Origin of the sequence: Bacillus cereus G9842 (assembly GCF_000021305.1) — a bacterium.
Classification (GTDB): Bacteria; Bacillota; Bacilli; order Bacillales; family Bacillaceae_G; genus Bacillus_A; species Bacillus_A thuringiensis_S.
Genome location: NC_011772.1, coordinates 4,290,337 through 4,305,907, shown reverse-complemented (window position 1 = coordinate 4,305,907; position 15,571 = coordinate 4,290,337). Strand labels below are relative to the sequence as shown.

The window sequence follows — 15,571 nt, the reverse complement described above, 5'->3', positions numbered from 1 at the left end:
TTTTTTATTTTCTTATGATTGCTTTTTCGTTTTGTAAAAATAGTTCATCAAATTGTTTTGCAAGCTCAAAATCTAGTTTCGTTAAACCTTTTGCATTCCAAGATGACAAAGTAATAATAACTGCTTTATACTGGATAAGGATAAATGGATGGTGATTATGTTCTTCTGATAGTTTGGCGGCTTCAGAGACAAATTCGACTCCTTTTAAGTAGTCGGAAAACATATATTTTCGTTCAATCCATTTCTCATCTTTTACCATCCATTTATCTACCTTCAATAATTCTTCGTGAACTTCTTCTTCAGTTAATCTTAGCATCATTTTTCACATCCTTTACTGGAAGTAAAGCAAGACCATTGTTAATAAGGCGTGTTACAGCTTCATCAGTTGTGAAAGTAGAAAGTTGTTGTAGTAATGTTGCCGATGCTTCATGCCCTTTGTTATGCTCTAAAAGTAACTCTAATATTTCAAGGCGCAGCAACCATTCTTTCGCATAAAATTTATTTAATACTTCTTGAATTGCTACTAATTGATCGATATGCGCGTTGTGTAAAATCCCCTCACTTCGAATATCTCGCACTGTTTGATACATACGTTCAAGTTCATTCAGTACAAGTGGAGCAGGAAGTCCTTGAACTTCTTCATCCATTGGGAAAAATGCTGCGGCATCTGCGGCACCTGGGAATACTGAAGTGATTTGTGAGCCAACAGCCATATCAAATGCGCCCCATGAAGCATCAAATAAAACGCGGGCGTTATAAGTAACTGTGCAATCGATAAAGGAAATAAGAGCAATTTTCTTATCGTTTTTCACAATATCTGTTACTGTTCCTTTTACATGAATACCACTTGCGAAAGTAAACTCAGCGATAGTTCCAATTGTAATTCCTAATGATTGTAGTTGTTCGTCTGTACAATTTTCTAATGCAATATTTTCAGTGAGTAATCCAATCGGTGTTCCAAATCCGTCACTGTGTACAGAAGTAGAATGATTCGCTAACTGTTTATTATGAAGCGCTAATGCCGTTGGCGAATTTGTTCGCATGTAAATTAATTCACCTGCATCGTTTTCAATTGTCTCGCTAAATGTACCTGTAATTTGTAATCCACTATTTAGCTCAGCTGTTGCATAGTTCTCAGAGCGAATTGCTTTTTCTAAACCTTCTTTTCCACCTGTTTTAAAGGCCATTGTTTTAGAAAATGTTTCAAGCGCATCTGTTAATTCTTCAAAGGATTCACAAACAAATAGTTGTGGTTGCATTTTTGTTACGTCATAAGTTGTCCCTGTACATGCTTCGATAGAAAATGGAACCTTTTCTACAGCGTCTGTTAAGCAATGTTTGCTTTCGCCAACAGAAGAAAGGAGACCAGCACCATATATCTTTGGATCATCTATATTTCCGATCAATCCATATTCTACTGTCCACCAGAAAAGACGTGAAATTTGTTCAGCTTCCGATAAACCAGAAACTAAGTTTTGTTTTTCAATTACAGCATTTTCAGCAGCCTTAACTTCATCAGGAGTAGAAGTAGGGCTTTCTTTTACTATCGTTAATGTACGAACAGCTTCAAATGCATCATGTTCTTCTTTTGTAGAGAAAGCTTTTGCACCAATTTGCCCAAAACGTTTCACATATTTTGCATATGTAGGATCAAGTAAAATCGGTGCGTGTCCTGCGGCTTCGTGTACGATATCTGGAGCTGGTGTGTACTCGATATTTTCTACTTTCCGGATATCTGTTGCAATCGGTAGTAATCCGTGTCCTTGAAAATCGAAGAATGCTACGCCAGGAATAAGTCCGTCAATTGTTACAGCGCCCCAGCCGCTTGGTGCCAAACACTCATTCATTTCTTCTACTTTTGGAATTGCATCTATATTAATACCAGATGATTGTAGTCCGTTCACATAGGCTGGATGAGCAACGTCTTTTAAGAAGCTATGATTTTGTCTCATAATATAACGCCACACAGCGTGATTCACCGGTGTGTATTGATCATAATGTTGTGTGGATACAAATGGTTTTAAATGCGATGGAATTTCTGTTTTCTTTGTCATTTAGACATCCTCCTTTTTTTCAATAAAATTGAATATCGATTTCGAATAGCTTGTATCACCCCCTTTCATTATTTGTAAGCGCTTATAAAATTTTATCATAAGATTCGGAATTATTTAACATATGTTTCTGTGATAAATAGAAAAAGCCCCTATCGGAAAATCCGATAGGGGCGAAAGAATCGCGGTACCACCCTATTTGTAAGTGAAAATATACTTACATCTCAATTAATGATAACGGAAAAATTCCGTCTTTTCCTTCATGCATAAAAGCACTACGAAAAAGAAGCTCCAGAATTGTAATTCATACTTATATATGTGCTAATTTCCACCGACCATTAGCTCTCTGTAACAGGGATATAAGGTACTACTGCGATTCTTTCAACGCGTATATATGAAATTGTGTAAGAGGATGGATGCAAAAAAGTCCCTATCGGAAAATCCGATAGGGACGATAAAAATCGCGGTACCACCCTATTTGTAAACAACTAATTGTTTACCACTCACTTTACGATAACGGAAAGATCCGTCTTTCTCTTCATGCATAAAAAGCATTACGGGAAAGAAGCTCCAGAATTGTAATTCACGCTTGTATATGTACTGATTCGCACCAACCATCAGTTCTCTGGGACAGTGATATAAGTCGCTACTAGCATTCCTTCAAAGCCGATATATAATTCGTTTAACTAAACTATGTTTTGTATTATAAAACTATATTAAAAAAATTGTCAACAAAAATTTTTTATCCCGTGTTAATGAGCAGTAAAATTCCTACCTCAAAATTCGGTTGGAGCAAAGAAGTGAGATGGGAGATTAACTGCCCGTAACTCCCGATTGGTGAAGGGTAATAATCAGTGGGGATGAACGAAATCTCTACTGATTAAAGTTTCACTTTATTTCACTTCTAAATTAACAGTTAAATTAGAGGTATTGCCAGCTGCATCAGTTGCTACAATGTGAATAGTATTTTTTCCTTCTTGTAATTGAGTACGGTCGAAATAAATGTCATAGCTTTTCTCCCAAGGGTTCAGGAATGCCTGGTCCCATACACCATTTCCGTTAATTTCATATTGCATTCTCACTGGAATACCAGGTGCTATCCAACCAGATTCTGACATCCAATCTAGTAGAATATCATCAACTTTTCCTCTAATTACGAGATTTTCTTGGTCAACTTCGTATGTTAACTTAGGTGCAGTTCGATCAAGAAATACAGCAGCTGTTTGTTTTGTTTCTCCGCCAGAATTAGAAGCAACTGCTTCGATTTGATATAGCCCGTCAGCTAAAGGAGTGCCATCTGCTTTTGTACCATTCCATTTGAAAGGTTTGTATCCAGGAGTTGCATTTTTAGCTTGATGGATAATCCCTTGATACGTTACACGTTCTTTCGTAACTAAATTTGCATGCAATGTTACATCATCCACAGGCGCAACTAAATAGTAGTTGATGAGATTATCATCTAGTACGTGGTCGCCATTTGGGCTAAAAGTAGAATTAATAATTTCAAGTCCATCGATACGTTTATAATCTTTAGGCTCGATACTAAATGTGAATGGAATTCGAATTTCTTCTTTTGCCCCTTGTTCTTTTACATATACATTTCCAGTATACACACCTTGTGGTAGTGAGCTATCTACAGTGATAGTAAATGGTTTTTCGGTACTACTATTCGGTTGAATGCTAATCGATGAAGGGACAGAAGCTTTTACTTTTGTGTTTGTGTTTGCATCTAGTAACTCCACACGAGGTGAAAAACTTTTCTTTTTACTAGAAAGGTTTTGTAATGTAACATTTTGCGTCAGTTTTACTTTTCCGCTATTTGGCTTAATAAGACCAAAGCTGACATTGTTAGGTTTTACTAATACATTTGTTTGAGCTGCTTTCGGAATGTTAATTAAACCTGATCCTTGTGCCATAACAGGGTATGTATTTTCATTGACATCATGTAATGTTTTTGCATTGTTAGCAAGAGCCGCTTTCAATTGTTCTGTCGTCCAATCAGGATGCATTTGACGCAAGAGGGCAACCGCTCCAGCTACTTGCGGAGCAGCCATACTTGTTCCGTTATGCGATTCATAGCCGCCTCGCGGTACTGTACTAGTAATTTGTACTCCAGGTGCAACAACATCAGGCTTTATTAGCCAACTTCCTTGTGATGGTCCTCTTGAACTAAAGTTACCGATAAGTTCTGTTTGCTTTGGTTGTCCAATTTTTATATTTTTCTTTCGTTTTGTAATTAAAGTTTTTAATTCTTCCCCATTTGTATTTGATAATTGCATTACTGGGACAGCTAGATGTTCACGTGAAAAATATTCCGGCATCATATTAATTTCTTTTTCGCTAGAGATTAATAACACACCAAGTGCACCAGCTTGCTTCGCTTGTTCTGCTTTTACTAATGTACTAGAAGTACCTTGTAAAATAAGTGCGAATTTCCCTTTCACATCTTGTTTTGCATAATCACTTGGATTGCCATAACCAACATATACAAGAGGAGAATCATTTCCTATTGGAAAATCGGATTTTGATAATGGTAACCCTTGATATGTTTTGCTGGAACCAGTTACTTGAAATGTTGGAAACGGGATAGAAACCGTAGATGCTCCAACAGAAATGACACTACTTGCGTTACCGGGAGCATCAACAGACCAAGGTTTTGGTCCGTCATTTCCATTTGAAACGACAGCAGTAACACCAAGTTTCGCTGCTCGTTCTAACGTTAATGTTACAGGCTGATCAGGTACATTTAAATCCTGCCCAAGGGAGAGGTTTAACACATCCGCACCATCTTGAATTGCTCGCTCAATTCCTTGGATAATATCATCTGTTGTACCAGTTCCACCGTCATTCATTACACGATAGGCTAGAATAGAAGCGTTTGGAGCAACGCCTTTAATTTTTCCATTACCTGCAATAATTCCAGCTACATGAGTACCATGTACGTTACCATCCATTGGATCGTTATCTTCATCAACCGTGTCATATCCACCGATATAATTTGCCTTTAAGTCAGGGTGTGTATAGTCTACGCCAGAATCGATAATGGCTACTTTCATGCCTTTTCCATCAAGCGGTTTGCCAGATGGATCTTTTAAATTCCACGCTTCAGGTGCACCAATTGTCAGTCCACCGGTATTTGGTGCTTCTTCGTTAGTAGCACTTTTTGATGTTTCATGCAATTTATATGTTAAGTTCGGATAGACTGCTTTTACTTCAGGTAAAGAGGCAAGAGAGGTAATTTGATCTCCAGGAACTGAAATAGAGAATCCAGAAAATAACGTATTATACACTTCTTTAATTTTTGCACCAGGTGCTTTTTCTTTTATTTTCTTAGTCGTATCTTCTTGTGCTTTTTTTAGCTCAGCATGATAAGACTGCGCATTACTATTTTGTAAATCTGGAGCATGCTGAATATTAGTTTGAGCAGCGAGAGGTGCATGTTGTAATTCTACAATTACTGATATTTCTTTTGTTGTTTTCGTTTCAACATTTTGAGCGATTTTATGTTCTCCCCACTGTTCAATCGTTGTTTTTAATTGTGGACTAAATTGCTTCTCCTTTTGTAGTGATTCAGCATGAGCGCTTAAAGCTCCAAAACTAGAAAAGACAAGCGCCATGCTTAATAGTGTAGATGTAGTTTTTTTCATTGATACTCCCCCTAATAAAAGTGCTAATATTCAGAAATAAAATCTTACATTTAATTTGGAAATTATAAATATAAATGTTAGCTAAACTATACTTTCGACATAATTCATACCAATCCTCTATGGATTGGAAATTTCTTGGGAAATTTTTTCTGATTATGTCGAATCGATATTTTTCACATATTGTAGGGAGAAAGTGAGGAATGCTATGAGGGAAATGGAGTGATGGTATGAAAAGGCTAATGGTAAGTGGTAGTGTAGTGTTGTTTATGTTTTTATGTTCTATCACTATTACTAGTGCAGAAAATAATAGTGTGAAAGTTGCTTTTATTCGTCATCATAACCTTTGGATTAAAGTTGATGGGAAAGAAATACAGATTACAAAAGGAGAGTACATAACAGGGCCGAAGTGGTCATATGACGGGGAGTGGCTAGCATATGTAAAAGGGAAGAAACAAAGTATTCTTGAGTTATATCGGCTGAAAGATGGAAAAAAAGTTACGCCGTTTCACTCAGAAGCATCGAATTATCAATGGTCACCAACAGAAAATATAATTGCATTTATATTTACAGGTACATTAAATACATTTGATGTAGAAAAAAAGAATGCAGATTTTGAAAATGTATCGGCTGGTGTAGGGGATTATGCATGGTACCCCGATGGAAAGAACTTTCTTGTATCCTCTGAAGCGAACTTACTTCCAACAGGATGGACAGGGGCTCAGCTATATGAAGTGCAAAAAGATGCACATATGAATCCTCACAAAATGAAGCATTTGTATGCATTGCCAAATGAACATGATGATTTTCTAGCGCTAGTAGCAAGTGGCTTTAAGTGGTCACCAGATCAAAAGTGGATTTCATTTTTAGCAGTACCGACAGCTTCATGGTCAGCTGATAGTAATACGCTTTGCTTAGTTCGAGCAGATGGAAGTCGGTTTGAAAAAGTAGATCAAATGTTATTAAACGAACAATGGTTTCAATGGTCACCATCAAAAAATATATTAGCTTATATTGAAGGGAGCGGAAGAGTGGCATTAGAAAATAAACATTTAAAAGTAAAGGAATTGCCAGCACTTCAGCAGAACATATTTACGCCGAAAGGATATGTTGATTGGGATTTTGTATGGAAGAACGATAGAGTAATTATCGTTTCACGAGCAAAAGAGGCAGGAATAGAAACTCCACCAGAAAAAAGGCCACTACCATCTTTATATGAGGTCGATAGTACAAGTAATGCACAGCATCAAATCACAAAGAAAACGAACAAGCAAGGGGATTACCACCCGATCTTCATGAAGAAGAGTAATCAATTAATTTGGATACGTTCAGACCGTAAGAAAGCGGATGTATGGCTTGCTCATAAAGATGGGAAACAGGAAAAGAAGTGGATTGAAAATATAGATGTACCAGCGTGGTATTATGAGAAATGGAATTGGGGAAATGTTATCTCGGTGAAATAACAATAAAAAAACTGCCTAAAAAATCATTTTAGGCAGTTTTTTATTGTTATTTATGTGTTTTATTTGGCTTTTTTTTCGCTGGGTTTCCGTTCCCTTGTCGCTTTCTATTTTGTTCATCTTTTGCTTGTTTTTCATGTAGTGTATCTAAAAATTCATTCGAGTTACTCATGTTTATATCTCTCCTTTCATTTTGTCATGATTACTATAACCATTTAGGAGGATAATCATGAGTTAGAAATTAGGCACTTAATTTTCTTCGATAATGTAAGTAAAATATTCCATACATAACAAATAGCATGAGTAAAACTTGTATCTCTACATTTTCTTTTAAAAAAGCTGCGATAGGGTCTGGTAAGTACGGTGATTTATCGTTTGTGCTTAAACCTAACCATTTATTTAAGAGGCTAATGGTACAAAACATAAAAACACCGGACCAGCTTGCCGTAATTGCTTTTTGTTTAATTTTTGTTTCACGTTCATCATCTGCAATCCAAGGATTAGCAGTTTTATCACTACTAAAGAAGCCGTTTATATATCCCCATACAATCATTCCAATAAAGACAATTATCCATTTCATATATGTAATTCTCCTTTCAGTGTAAAAAGTGTTTTACATATTGGTTTTCATACAGCAGGAATAAAGAATGCAATAGGGAAGAAATATGTGTGAGGATTTTATAGTAAGAGGAGGCTGAATATGAAACTTGTTTTTGTTCGGCATGGTGAAGGTGAACATACAACGGATTTACCGGAAAGTTTGCAAGTGTTGGATCCACCATTGACGAGAGTAGGAAGGGCTCAAGCTAAATTACTTCAACGTGATGTATCATTACAAGAAACAGATATATTAATTGTTAGCCCTACACTTCGAACTTTGCAAACAGCGACAATATGGAGTGCGAAATGTAGTTGTCAAAAAATCGTTCATCCATATGTATCTCCGTGTATTTTTCCTTATCGAGAAGGCGCGAAAACATTACCATGCGATCGCATAGTAGATCAGGATATGATAAAAAAGTTATTTCCACATTTTTCGATAGAGAAAAGCTCAAATAATCAGTTATGGAAGGAAGGTATAAACACTATTTCAGAGAATAGTTTTCAGCAAATAGTAGATGAATTTCTTCTTTGGTGTTATGGACTGGGTGCTGAAAGAATTTGCATTGTATCTCATGATGGAACAATTACAGCATATAGACAATATTTACAGAAAGTTGTTTTAACTAGATCAGATTTTTTGAAAGAAACAGGTATATATGAAATGGATTTATCCCATAAAAGTCTGATTGATAAGGGCTGATTATAGGATGGGGTTGTATGTTGAATATTGCATTAGTAATTGGTTTTAATTCGGATTTAGAGGCGCAATCAATCCGAGCATCTCTTGAATATTTTGGTGCAGCAGAAATTTATAAATATGCAAAATTGCATAATACACATATTGTAAATAGCGGGTGCACGTTAGGGTACCAAAATCTTTTTTACATAGTGGTGCGAAATCATATATTGGATCGATTAATTATGTAGATGGAAATGCAGCACTTATGTTTACTATACGCTTATTTTATGGGGTTATTAACCATGGGAAAACGTTAGAAGAAGCGTTTCAAGAATCGAGTTTAATTGATGAGGAGACACATACATTTCGATTCTATAATTAGTGTGAAACACGTTTATTCTATATTCGAATAAACGTGTTTCACATTTAACTCACAATTTTTTTACATTTTTTTCAATGAAAATGATTATCACCTGTGGTATGATATGTTCAAGTTTTTACAGGTAATAAAAGTTACTATATAAACGTTAGTTTTTAATGTTTCATACATATGTCATGAATTATTCATAATTAACGTTTGAAAAATAAGTAACTAATGTTATTATATTAAATGTAACTAACTTAATTACAACTTTAGGAGGAAGATATGGTTATTCAATTTTTAAGAGAAAACAAAGCAGTTTCTTTTGCATTAGCAGTAATTCGAGTATATCTTGGTTACACATGGTTAATGGCTGGAATCGGTAAACTACAAGGAAAAGGATTCGATGCAACAGGTTATTTGCAAGGCGCAATTGAAAAATCTAAAGGCGCACAACCGGCTGTTCAATCTTGGTGGGCATCATTCTTACAAGAGTTTGCAATTCCAAATGTAGATTTGTTTAATACGCTTGTAACATGGGGAGAAATTTTAGTCGGAATTGGTTTAATTGTAGGCTGTTTAACAAAAACAGCGGTCTTTTTTGGTCTTGTAATGAACTTTTCCTATATGTTTAGTGGGTCAATTGGTGTGAATCCTGAGATGGTTATCTTATCTATGTTTGTTCTTGTTGCCGGTATGAACGCTGGGAAATTTGGAATGGATGGCTTCGTTATCCCGAAAGTATTAGGATCAAAAACTCAAAAACGCCAAAAGCAAGCTGCTTAATATATGAAAATGGGTATCTCACAATGAGATACCCGTTTATGTTATTTTTCAATTTTGATCGGATTGTTCTTAAAGAAGTCTTGTACATACCCGACAAATTCTTGTGGTTCTTGGCGAAATGGTGCATGATAACCTTTTTCAATAATATGTAAAGTGCTATTTTTTAAGAATTGATGATACGTTTCTCCTTCTTTCCAAGAAACGCTACTATCATTTCTGCCCCATATAATTAAAGTTGGCTGTTTCATTTCATTCGCATTAATTTTAAGACGTCTAGGCCATAGTTTCATTTTGTTATAATGTTCTTCATCATTACGTTTGAATTTCACTTTGCTCTCATCATAATCTGTAATAGAAAAAACGGCATTTAAATCAGTCGACAATTGTGGTTTTGGTGAGCCTTGTTTATTAACGAATGTATGAGGGCCACCTGTAGCATCAGTTAAAATAAGGTGAGTAACTGCTTCAGGATATAAATATGTTAAATTTAGAGAAATTTCTCCCCCCATGGAATGCCCCAGTATTGCGAATGAATCATATCCTAGTTTTTTCATTAATTTATAATACAAATTTGCATGAGTTGGAAAAGAATAATAAAAATCCATTGGCTTAGATGAGCGCCCGAATCCCAAAGCATCTACAGAAATAATTGTATGATCTTTTGCTAAATCGGAGTAGATCTTTTGAAAACCATCTGATGACCCTCCAAAGCCATGAATCATAAGTAAAGGTGGTTTTTCATTACCAATCTTTTTAAAGTAAATGGTTTGACCATCTATTTCTACCATTTTTTCCTCGGTAGCTAGTTTCGCTGTAATTGTATTTTTAACTTGCTTTACTTGTTCTACTGGCTTTTCTGCTGCACTACATCCTACTAATAGTGTAAGAGTAAGACAACCTACCATAAAATAGCTAAATCGCTTCAATTAGGTGTCTCCTTTCTAACATAACGCTGTATCTATCATAGCAAATAGCATATTACGATTTCCAGGAAGTTGGCTACCATTTTTTATCATAAGAGGTGAAAGGAGCGTTTCTTGGAAATTTTCTGTTTGAAGAAATTGACGAAATGTAAATTGTGAGTGTGGGACATCAATTCGTACTATACCATTCCAACATTCACATATCTTTTTTAATAATTGAATAGAATCTTCTTCTTGCTTGGCGATAAGTGGATTGATACATAATATATTGCCCTTTCGTATGCATAATGAAAAAGCTTCTATACAGTTATTTCTTTCAATTTTAAAAGAGTGTACGGCCCTTGGTAATAGCAAAGAGTAAAGTAGAGAACGATTCATACCAGTTGCAATTTGATCGAGAGAAGTAAGAGATATAAGGTCTTCTTCTTGTACTTGTTGTAAGTGAGAAGGGTACGTCTTAATAGTTTGCTTTTCAAAACGATGAATCGTTGTTGCTGTTTGAAATCCGCATGATGTGTATAGAGGTTCGCCAGCTTTTGTCGCAATAAGTGCAATGGGTTGTTTTGGATGAATTTGTTCCAAGCAATGATTTAGCAACATGCGCCCGATTCCGCGTCCTTGAAAATTAGGGTGAACGATTAACATACCAATGGAAGTGAAGTTACTTGTAAAGGGAAATACTCCTCCAGTCGCAATGAGTTTGTTTTCATGAATGTAACCTACAAGTGTGCCGATAGAAAGATACATTTCGAATTGTTTTTTCATAAAAATTTCATCGTGTAACCATCCAACAGATTTGCAAAGATTAAGTAATTCAAAAATAAAAGATTCATTTAGCTTTACTATTTTCATAAAGGCTCACCGCATTTCTATTTATTTTCATAAACATAGAGTCAAAATGTAAAAAAAGAGATTTACGTTAAATGAAATCCAACTTGTTTATATTTAAATTGTAAAGGGCAGGATAGTTGATACGAAAAGACAAAGTTATACAAATTATAACTGATATTTACATAAGTTAACAAAAAATTTACATACAGCTAATTTTCTCTTAATAGTCTTCCATTAAATTTGATAGTGGGAAATGAATAACCTAATTAGGGGGACAAGACAGTGAAAAAGTTTGTGAAAAAAGCATGGCCATTTGCAGTTGTGGCATCATTAGCAGTTACTTCGGTAGCAACATGGAATTTTACTCGTTCTAGTGAGGTTAATGCAGATGAGAACGGAAGCAATGCAAAGATTAAAAATGTTATCGTATTAATTGGGGATGGTATGGGCCCTTCATATATGACGGCTCACCGGTATATGAAAGATAATCCAAAAACTTTTGAAATGGAATCTACAGAATTTGATAAGCATCTTGTAGGAACACAAAAAACATACCCAGAAGATGAACATGAAAATATTACAGACTCTGCATCAGCAGCAACAGCTATGTCAGCAGGGATTAAAACATATAATGCTGCAATTGCAGTTGATAATGATAAAGCGGAAGTGAAAACGGTTCTTGAGCAAGCGAAAGAAAAAGGGAAATCAACGGGACTTGTTGCAACTTCTGAAATTACACATGCAACACCAGCTGCTTTCGGTGCGCATGACATTAGCCGTAAAAATATGGACGCAATTGCAAATGATTATTTTGATGAGAAAATTAAAGGGAAGCATAAAGTAGATGTTATGCTTGGCGGCGGCGTAAAGAACTTTGTTAGAAAAGATCGTAATCTTACAGAAGAGTTTAAGAAATCTGGTTATAGCTATGTAACGGATCGAGATCAATTGTTAAATGATAAAAATGATCAAATTCTTGGTTTATTTGCACCAGGTGGATTAGATAAAATGATTGACCGTAATGATAAAACACCTTCATTAGAAGAAATGACTAATGCAGCAATTGAGCGTTTGAACAAAAATAAAAATGGTTTCTTCTTAATGGTGGAAGGAAGTCAAATCGACTGGGCTGGACATGATAATGATATCGTTGGTGCAATGAGTGAAATGGAAGACTTCGAAAAAGCTTTCAAAGCAGCGATTGAGTTTGCGAAAAAAGATAAAAATACGTTAGTTGTTGCAACGGCAGACCACGCTACAGGTGGATTATCTTTAGGTGCCAATGGCGAGTATAACTTTAAAGTAGATCCAATTAAAGCTGCAAAACGCACACCAGACTTTATGGCAAATGAGATTGCAAAAGGTGCAAATGTAGAAGAAACATTAAAAAAATATATTGATTTACAATTAACTCCAGAAGAAATTCAAGCTGTAAATGATATAGCTCCGTCAAAAGATGTAACAAAGATTGATAATGCAATTGAAGATATTTTCAATAAACGCTCGGTTACAGGCTGGACAACAGGCGGGCATACAGGGGAAGATGTAAACGTGTATGCATTTGGTCCAGGTAAATACTTATTCTCTGGCGTTCAAGAGAATACAAATATAGCGAAACGTGTCTTTGATATTGTTGGCGGCGGCGATCCGAATAAAGGAAGACGATAATTAAGAGCGAAAGTGAGGCGAACTGCCTCACTTTTCTTTTTAGGAGTTGGGAATATGAAAAAATTATTTAGGGAATTAAGATTCCTTCTAGTATTTGTAGTATTACTAGTTGGATGTCAACAAGAAGAGAATAACGTAGAACAAAAATCTATTATTAAAAAAACTGAGGAAAAGGTACAAATAACAAAAGAAGAAGAGAGATCTATTCAAGATGTTATGAATACATTTGTGCGAACGACGAATGAAAAAAATCTTGCAGAACATATGGAGTTATTTTCAAAGAAGATGCCTAGTGCTGAAGACTTAAAAACACAAAAAGAAGCCGCATTTCAAAAGGGAAATAAGAAAATTGAATTGGAACATATAGATATGAAAGCTAGTAAAGTAGGGTATGTTATTGTTGAAACGAAAGAAAAGGAAGTAGATGACAGTATCACTCTTCAAAAGAAAGTACAGTATGCTCTTGGAAAAGAAGATGATAAATGGAAGATTGAAGAGGTTCGAACAATAGAGAAAAAATAACGTGAAACTTTCATAAGTGTGGGGGTCGTACTTCCCAAACTGGTAGAAAAAAGGTTCTCATTGGCGAGAACCTTTTTTTATAGTGGTAGCATAATTTGATTTGAGCATGCCTCAATATCATCAATATCTTGACGAATTGTGGCCATTTTATTATCAAGATCTTCAGCTTTCATTGCTGCATCATGTAGTTCATCTTTTAAATACTCCGGTATTTTCCCTTCATATTTATAATAAAGTTTGTGTTCTAAACTTGCCCAAAAGTCCATTGCCAGTGTACGTAACTGAATTTCTGCAAATACATCTTTTGTACCAGAATTTAGTGATAAAGGATATTTAATAATCATGTGTAAACTTTTATATCCGTTTCGTTTTGGGTTAGCGATATAATCTTTTACTTCAATGACTTCCATATCTTCGCGTTTTTGAATGACTTCTTTCAAATGATAAATATCTTCTACGAAGCAACATGTAATACGAATACCAATAATATCTTGTAAATGTGTTTGAGCGTTTTCAACTGTTGGTAATAAGCTTTTGCGTTCTAGCTTTTTAATAATACTTTCAGGTTGTTTTAGTCTTGTTTTTATATGTTCAAACGGGTTGTAATCCTCTAGGAATTGAGCTTCCCGGTTCATAATTTCAAATTTAGTTTTTAACTCTTCTAAAGCAAATGTATATGGTAATACAAAAGCTTTCCAGTAGTTAACTGTTGATTGATTATATTCCATTTATATACACACCTTTTCCTATTTACAAGTGAGGTTGTTATTATACTAAATACCAAATCATATAAGCACAAGCAGCAAATGATGAGATCATAAAGCGATATTTAGTTTTCATACTTTCAACTCCTTTCGAGTAAGATTCTATATAAATAAACGTGATTGTTAATAAGTTCACTATGTACAATTTCTATAGTAATAGATTCGTGTGAATTTCGTATGAACTAATTGTTTCAGCTTTTTGTCTTTTTTGCTGTTAATCATAATTATTATTCGGATTTAAAGTGTTTTCATTTGATTTATCCATTTGTATAAATTAATGTATATTTAAATTTATAGTTATTAAGGAGGATATATGGTGAACTTTGAAGAATTAGCAATTGCTAGACGTTCTGCAATGAAATTTATACAAGGTATAGAAATCCCTGATGAGGATTTTAAAAAAATATTTGAGTTAACTAAGCTTTCTCCATCTTGCTATAATTTGCAGCACACACATTATGTTGTAATTCGTGATCAAGAGCGAAAAGAAAGATTAAAAGAATTAGCGTTCGGTCAATATAAAGTATCGAGTGCATCAGCGGTAGTGCTCGTTTGTGGTGATAAAAGAGCATACCAAAATGTTGAAAATATTTACTTCGGTATGAAAGTTTTAAAAATGATTGATGAATGCGAATATGAAGATACCATTAGGCAAACGAAAGGTTTATATGAAGGAAAAGGAGAGCGTTTCATGGAGGATGAAGCGATTAGAAATGCTTCGTTAAGTGCGATGACTTTTATGTACGCAGCTAAATATTATGGCTATGATACATGTCCAATGATTGGTTTCGATGAAAAAGCAGTACAAAGTGAATTAAATATGCCAGAGCATGTAATACCTGTTTTAATGATTACGATAGGGAAAAGTGATACGACTAAAGTTCGTCCAAGAGGATATCGAAAGCCAATTAGTGAGTTTGTTACATACGAATCGTTTTAATAAAATTTATTTAACTATAAAAACAAGGGGATTCTAAATAGAATCTTCTTGTTTTTGCAATTGACAAATAGAATGAAGTTTTATAATATATAAATCGTAATCATTACGTTTTAGTTTGCAATCTTTGAAAGAAAGGAGAATTACCTATGCGTGTAAATATTACATTAGCTTGTACGGAGTGCGGTGATCGTAATTATATTTCTAAAAAAAATAAACGAAACAATCCAGAACGTATCGAATTAAAAAAATATTGTCCACGATTAAAGCGAGTAACGTTACATCGTGAGACGAAGTAGAAGACTAGAGATATCTCTAGTCTTTTTTTGTTAATAAGTTTTG

Annotated in this window: 15 protein-coding genes, 1 pseudogene and 2 other annotated features; of the genes and pseudogenes, 8 read left to right on the top strand and 8 right to left on the bottom strand. The window is 34.8% G+C overall.

What is annotated here, in order from left to right; translation table 11 throughout:
- Positions 1–4 precede the first annotated feature (4 nt).
- From BCG9842_RS21695 to BCG9842_RS21685, 3 genes are all read right to left on the bottom strand, one after another.
- Positions 5–319 (bottom strand): 4a-hydroxytetrahydrobiopterin dehydratase, encoded by a 315-nt coding sequence (locus tag BCG9842_RS21695; RefSeq protein WP_000979537.1) that lies wholly within the window; start codon positions 317–319, stop codon positions 5–7.
- A complete protein-coding gene (locus tag BCG9842_RS21690) occupies positions 300–2,054 on the bottom strand; it encodes an aromatic amino acid hydroxylase (RefSeq protein ID WP_000163195.1) in 1,755 nt (584 codons plus the stop codon). The genes BCG9842_RS21695 and BCG9842_RS21690 overlap by 20 nt, the downstream gene beginning before the upstream one ends.
- A 163-nt stretch (positions 2,055–2,217) precedes the next feature.
- Positions 2,218–2,445: a binding site (T-box leader), on the bottom strand.
- A gap of 50 nt (positions 2,446–2,495) precedes the next feature.
- Positions 2,496–2,724: a binding site (T-box leader), on the bottom strand.
- 220 nt (positions 2,725–2,944) lie between these two features.
- Positions 2,945–5,698: a S8 family peptidase gene (locus BCG9842_RS21685; RefSeq protein WP_000754167.1), complete on the bottom strand. Its 2,754-nt coding sequence runs from the start codon at positions 5,696–5,698 to the stop codon at positions 2,945–2,947.
- A 227-nt stretch (positions 5,699–5,925) separates the two neighbouring features.
- On the opposite strand from BCG9842_RS21685, the gene BCG9842_RS21680 reads away from it, so the two are divergent.
- Positions 5,926–7,158 (top strand): eIF2A-related protein, encoded by a 1,233-nt coding sequence (locus tag BCG9842_RS21680; protein ID WP_000826291.1) that lies wholly within the window; start codon positions 5,926–5,928, stop codon positions 7,156–7,158.
- A 46-nt stretch (positions 7,159–7,204) separates the two neighbouring features.
- On the opposite strand, the gene BCG9842_RS21675 is transcribed toward BCG9842_RS21680, so the two are convergent.
- Both BCG9842_RS21675 and BCG9842_RS21670 read right to left on the bottom strand, forming a co-directional pair.
- A complete protein-coding gene (locus BCG9842_RS21675; RefSeq protein ID WP_000071866.1) occupies positions 7,205–7,327 on the bottom strand; it encodes a DUF4023 domain-containing protein in 123 nt (40 codons plus the stop codon).
- Between the two features lie 69 nt (positions 7,328–7,396).
- Positions 7,397–7,735, bottom strand: a complete 339-nt coding sequence (locus BCG9842_RS21670; RefSeq protein ID WP_000871144.1) for a hypothetical protein — start codon at positions 7,733–7,735, stop codon at positions 7,397–7,399.
- Positions 7,736–7,855: 120 nt separating this feature from the next.
- On the opposite strand from BCG9842_RS21670, the gene BCG9842_RS21665 reads away from it, so the two are divergent.
- The 3 genes and pseudogenes from BCG9842_RS21665 (at position 7,856) to BCG9842_RS21655 (ending at position 9,584) form a co-directional block, all read left to right on the top strand.
- Positions 7,856–8,458: a histidine phosphatase family protein gene (locus tag BCG9842_RS21665; protein WP_000779741.1), complete on the top strand. Its 603-nt coding sequence runs from the start codon at positions 7,856–7,858 to the stop codon at positions 8,456–8,458.
- Positions 8,459–8,475: 17 nt separating this feature from the next.
- A pseudogene (locus BCG9842_RS21660) lies at positions 8,476–8,819 on the top strand (hypothetical protein).
- 264 nt (positions 8,820–9,083) lie between these two features.
- Positions 9,084–9,584: a DoxX family protein gene (locus tag BCG9842_RS21655; RefSeq protein ID WP_000236591.1), complete on the top strand. Its 501-nt coding sequence runs from the start codon at positions 9,084–9,086 to the stop codon at positions 9,582–9,584.
- A gap of 41 nt (positions 9,585–9,625) precedes the next feature.
- On the opposite strand, the gene BCG9842_RS21650 is transcribed toward BCG9842_RS21655, so the two are convergent.
- On the bottom strand, positions 9,626–10,510 hold the full coding sequence (locus BCG9842_RS21650; protein ID WP_000819809.1) for an alpha/beta fold hydrolase: 885 nt from the start codon (positions 10,508–10,510) through the stop codon (positions 9,626–9,628).
- A 15-nt stretch (positions 10,511–10,525) separates the two neighbouring features.
- Positions 10,526–11,359: a GNAT family N-acetyltransferase gene (locus tag BCG9842_RS21645; protein ID WP_000706701.1), complete on the bottom strand. Its 834-nt coding sequence runs from the start codon at positions 11,357–11,359 to the stop codon at positions 10,526–10,528.
- A 261-nt stretch (positions 11,360–11,620) separates the two neighbouring features.
- On the opposite strand from BCG9842_RS21645, the gene BCG9842_RS21640 reads away from it, so the two are divergent.
- Complete coding sequence (locus BCG9842_RS21640; RefSeq protein WP_000714908.1) at positions 11,621–13,006, top strand: alkaline phosphatase; 1,386 nt, start codon at positions 11,621–11,623, stop codon at positions 13,004–13,006.
- 54 nt (positions 13,007–13,060) lie between these two features.
- Positions 13,061–13,528 carry a hypothetical protein gene (locus BCG9842_RS21635; RefSeq protein ID WP_000732777.1) on the top strand — a complete coding sequence of 156 codons (468 nt, stop codon included), beginning with the start codon at positions 13,061–13,063 and terminating at the stop codon, positions 13,526–13,528.
- Between the two features lie 77 nt (positions 13,529–13,605).
- Here the strand turns inward: BCG9842_RS21635 and BCG9842_RS21630 are convergent, their stop codons facing one another.
- A complete protein-coding gene (locus tag BCG9842_RS21630) occupies positions 13,606–14,256 on the bottom strand; it encodes a GTP pyrophosphokinase (protein WP_000456230.1) in 651 nt (216 codons plus the stop codon).
- Positions 14,257–14,605: 349 nt separating this feature from the next.
- On the opposite strand from BCG9842_RS21630, the gene BCG9842_RS21625 reads away from it, so the two are divergent.
- Positions 14,606–15,232 (top strand): nitroreductase family protein, encoded by a 627-nt coding sequence (locus BCG9842_RS21625; protein ID WP_000245980.1) that lies wholly within the window; start codon positions 14,606–14,608, stop codon positions 15,230–15,232.
- Between the two features lie 146 nt (positions 15,233–15,378).
- A complete protein-coding gene (rpmG, locus tag BCG9842_RS21620) occupies positions 15,379–15,528 on the top strand; it encodes a 50S ribosomal protein L33 (RefSeq protein ID WP_001265617.1) in 150 nt (49 codons plus the stop codon).
- Positions 15,529–15,571: the final 43 nt, after the last annotated feature.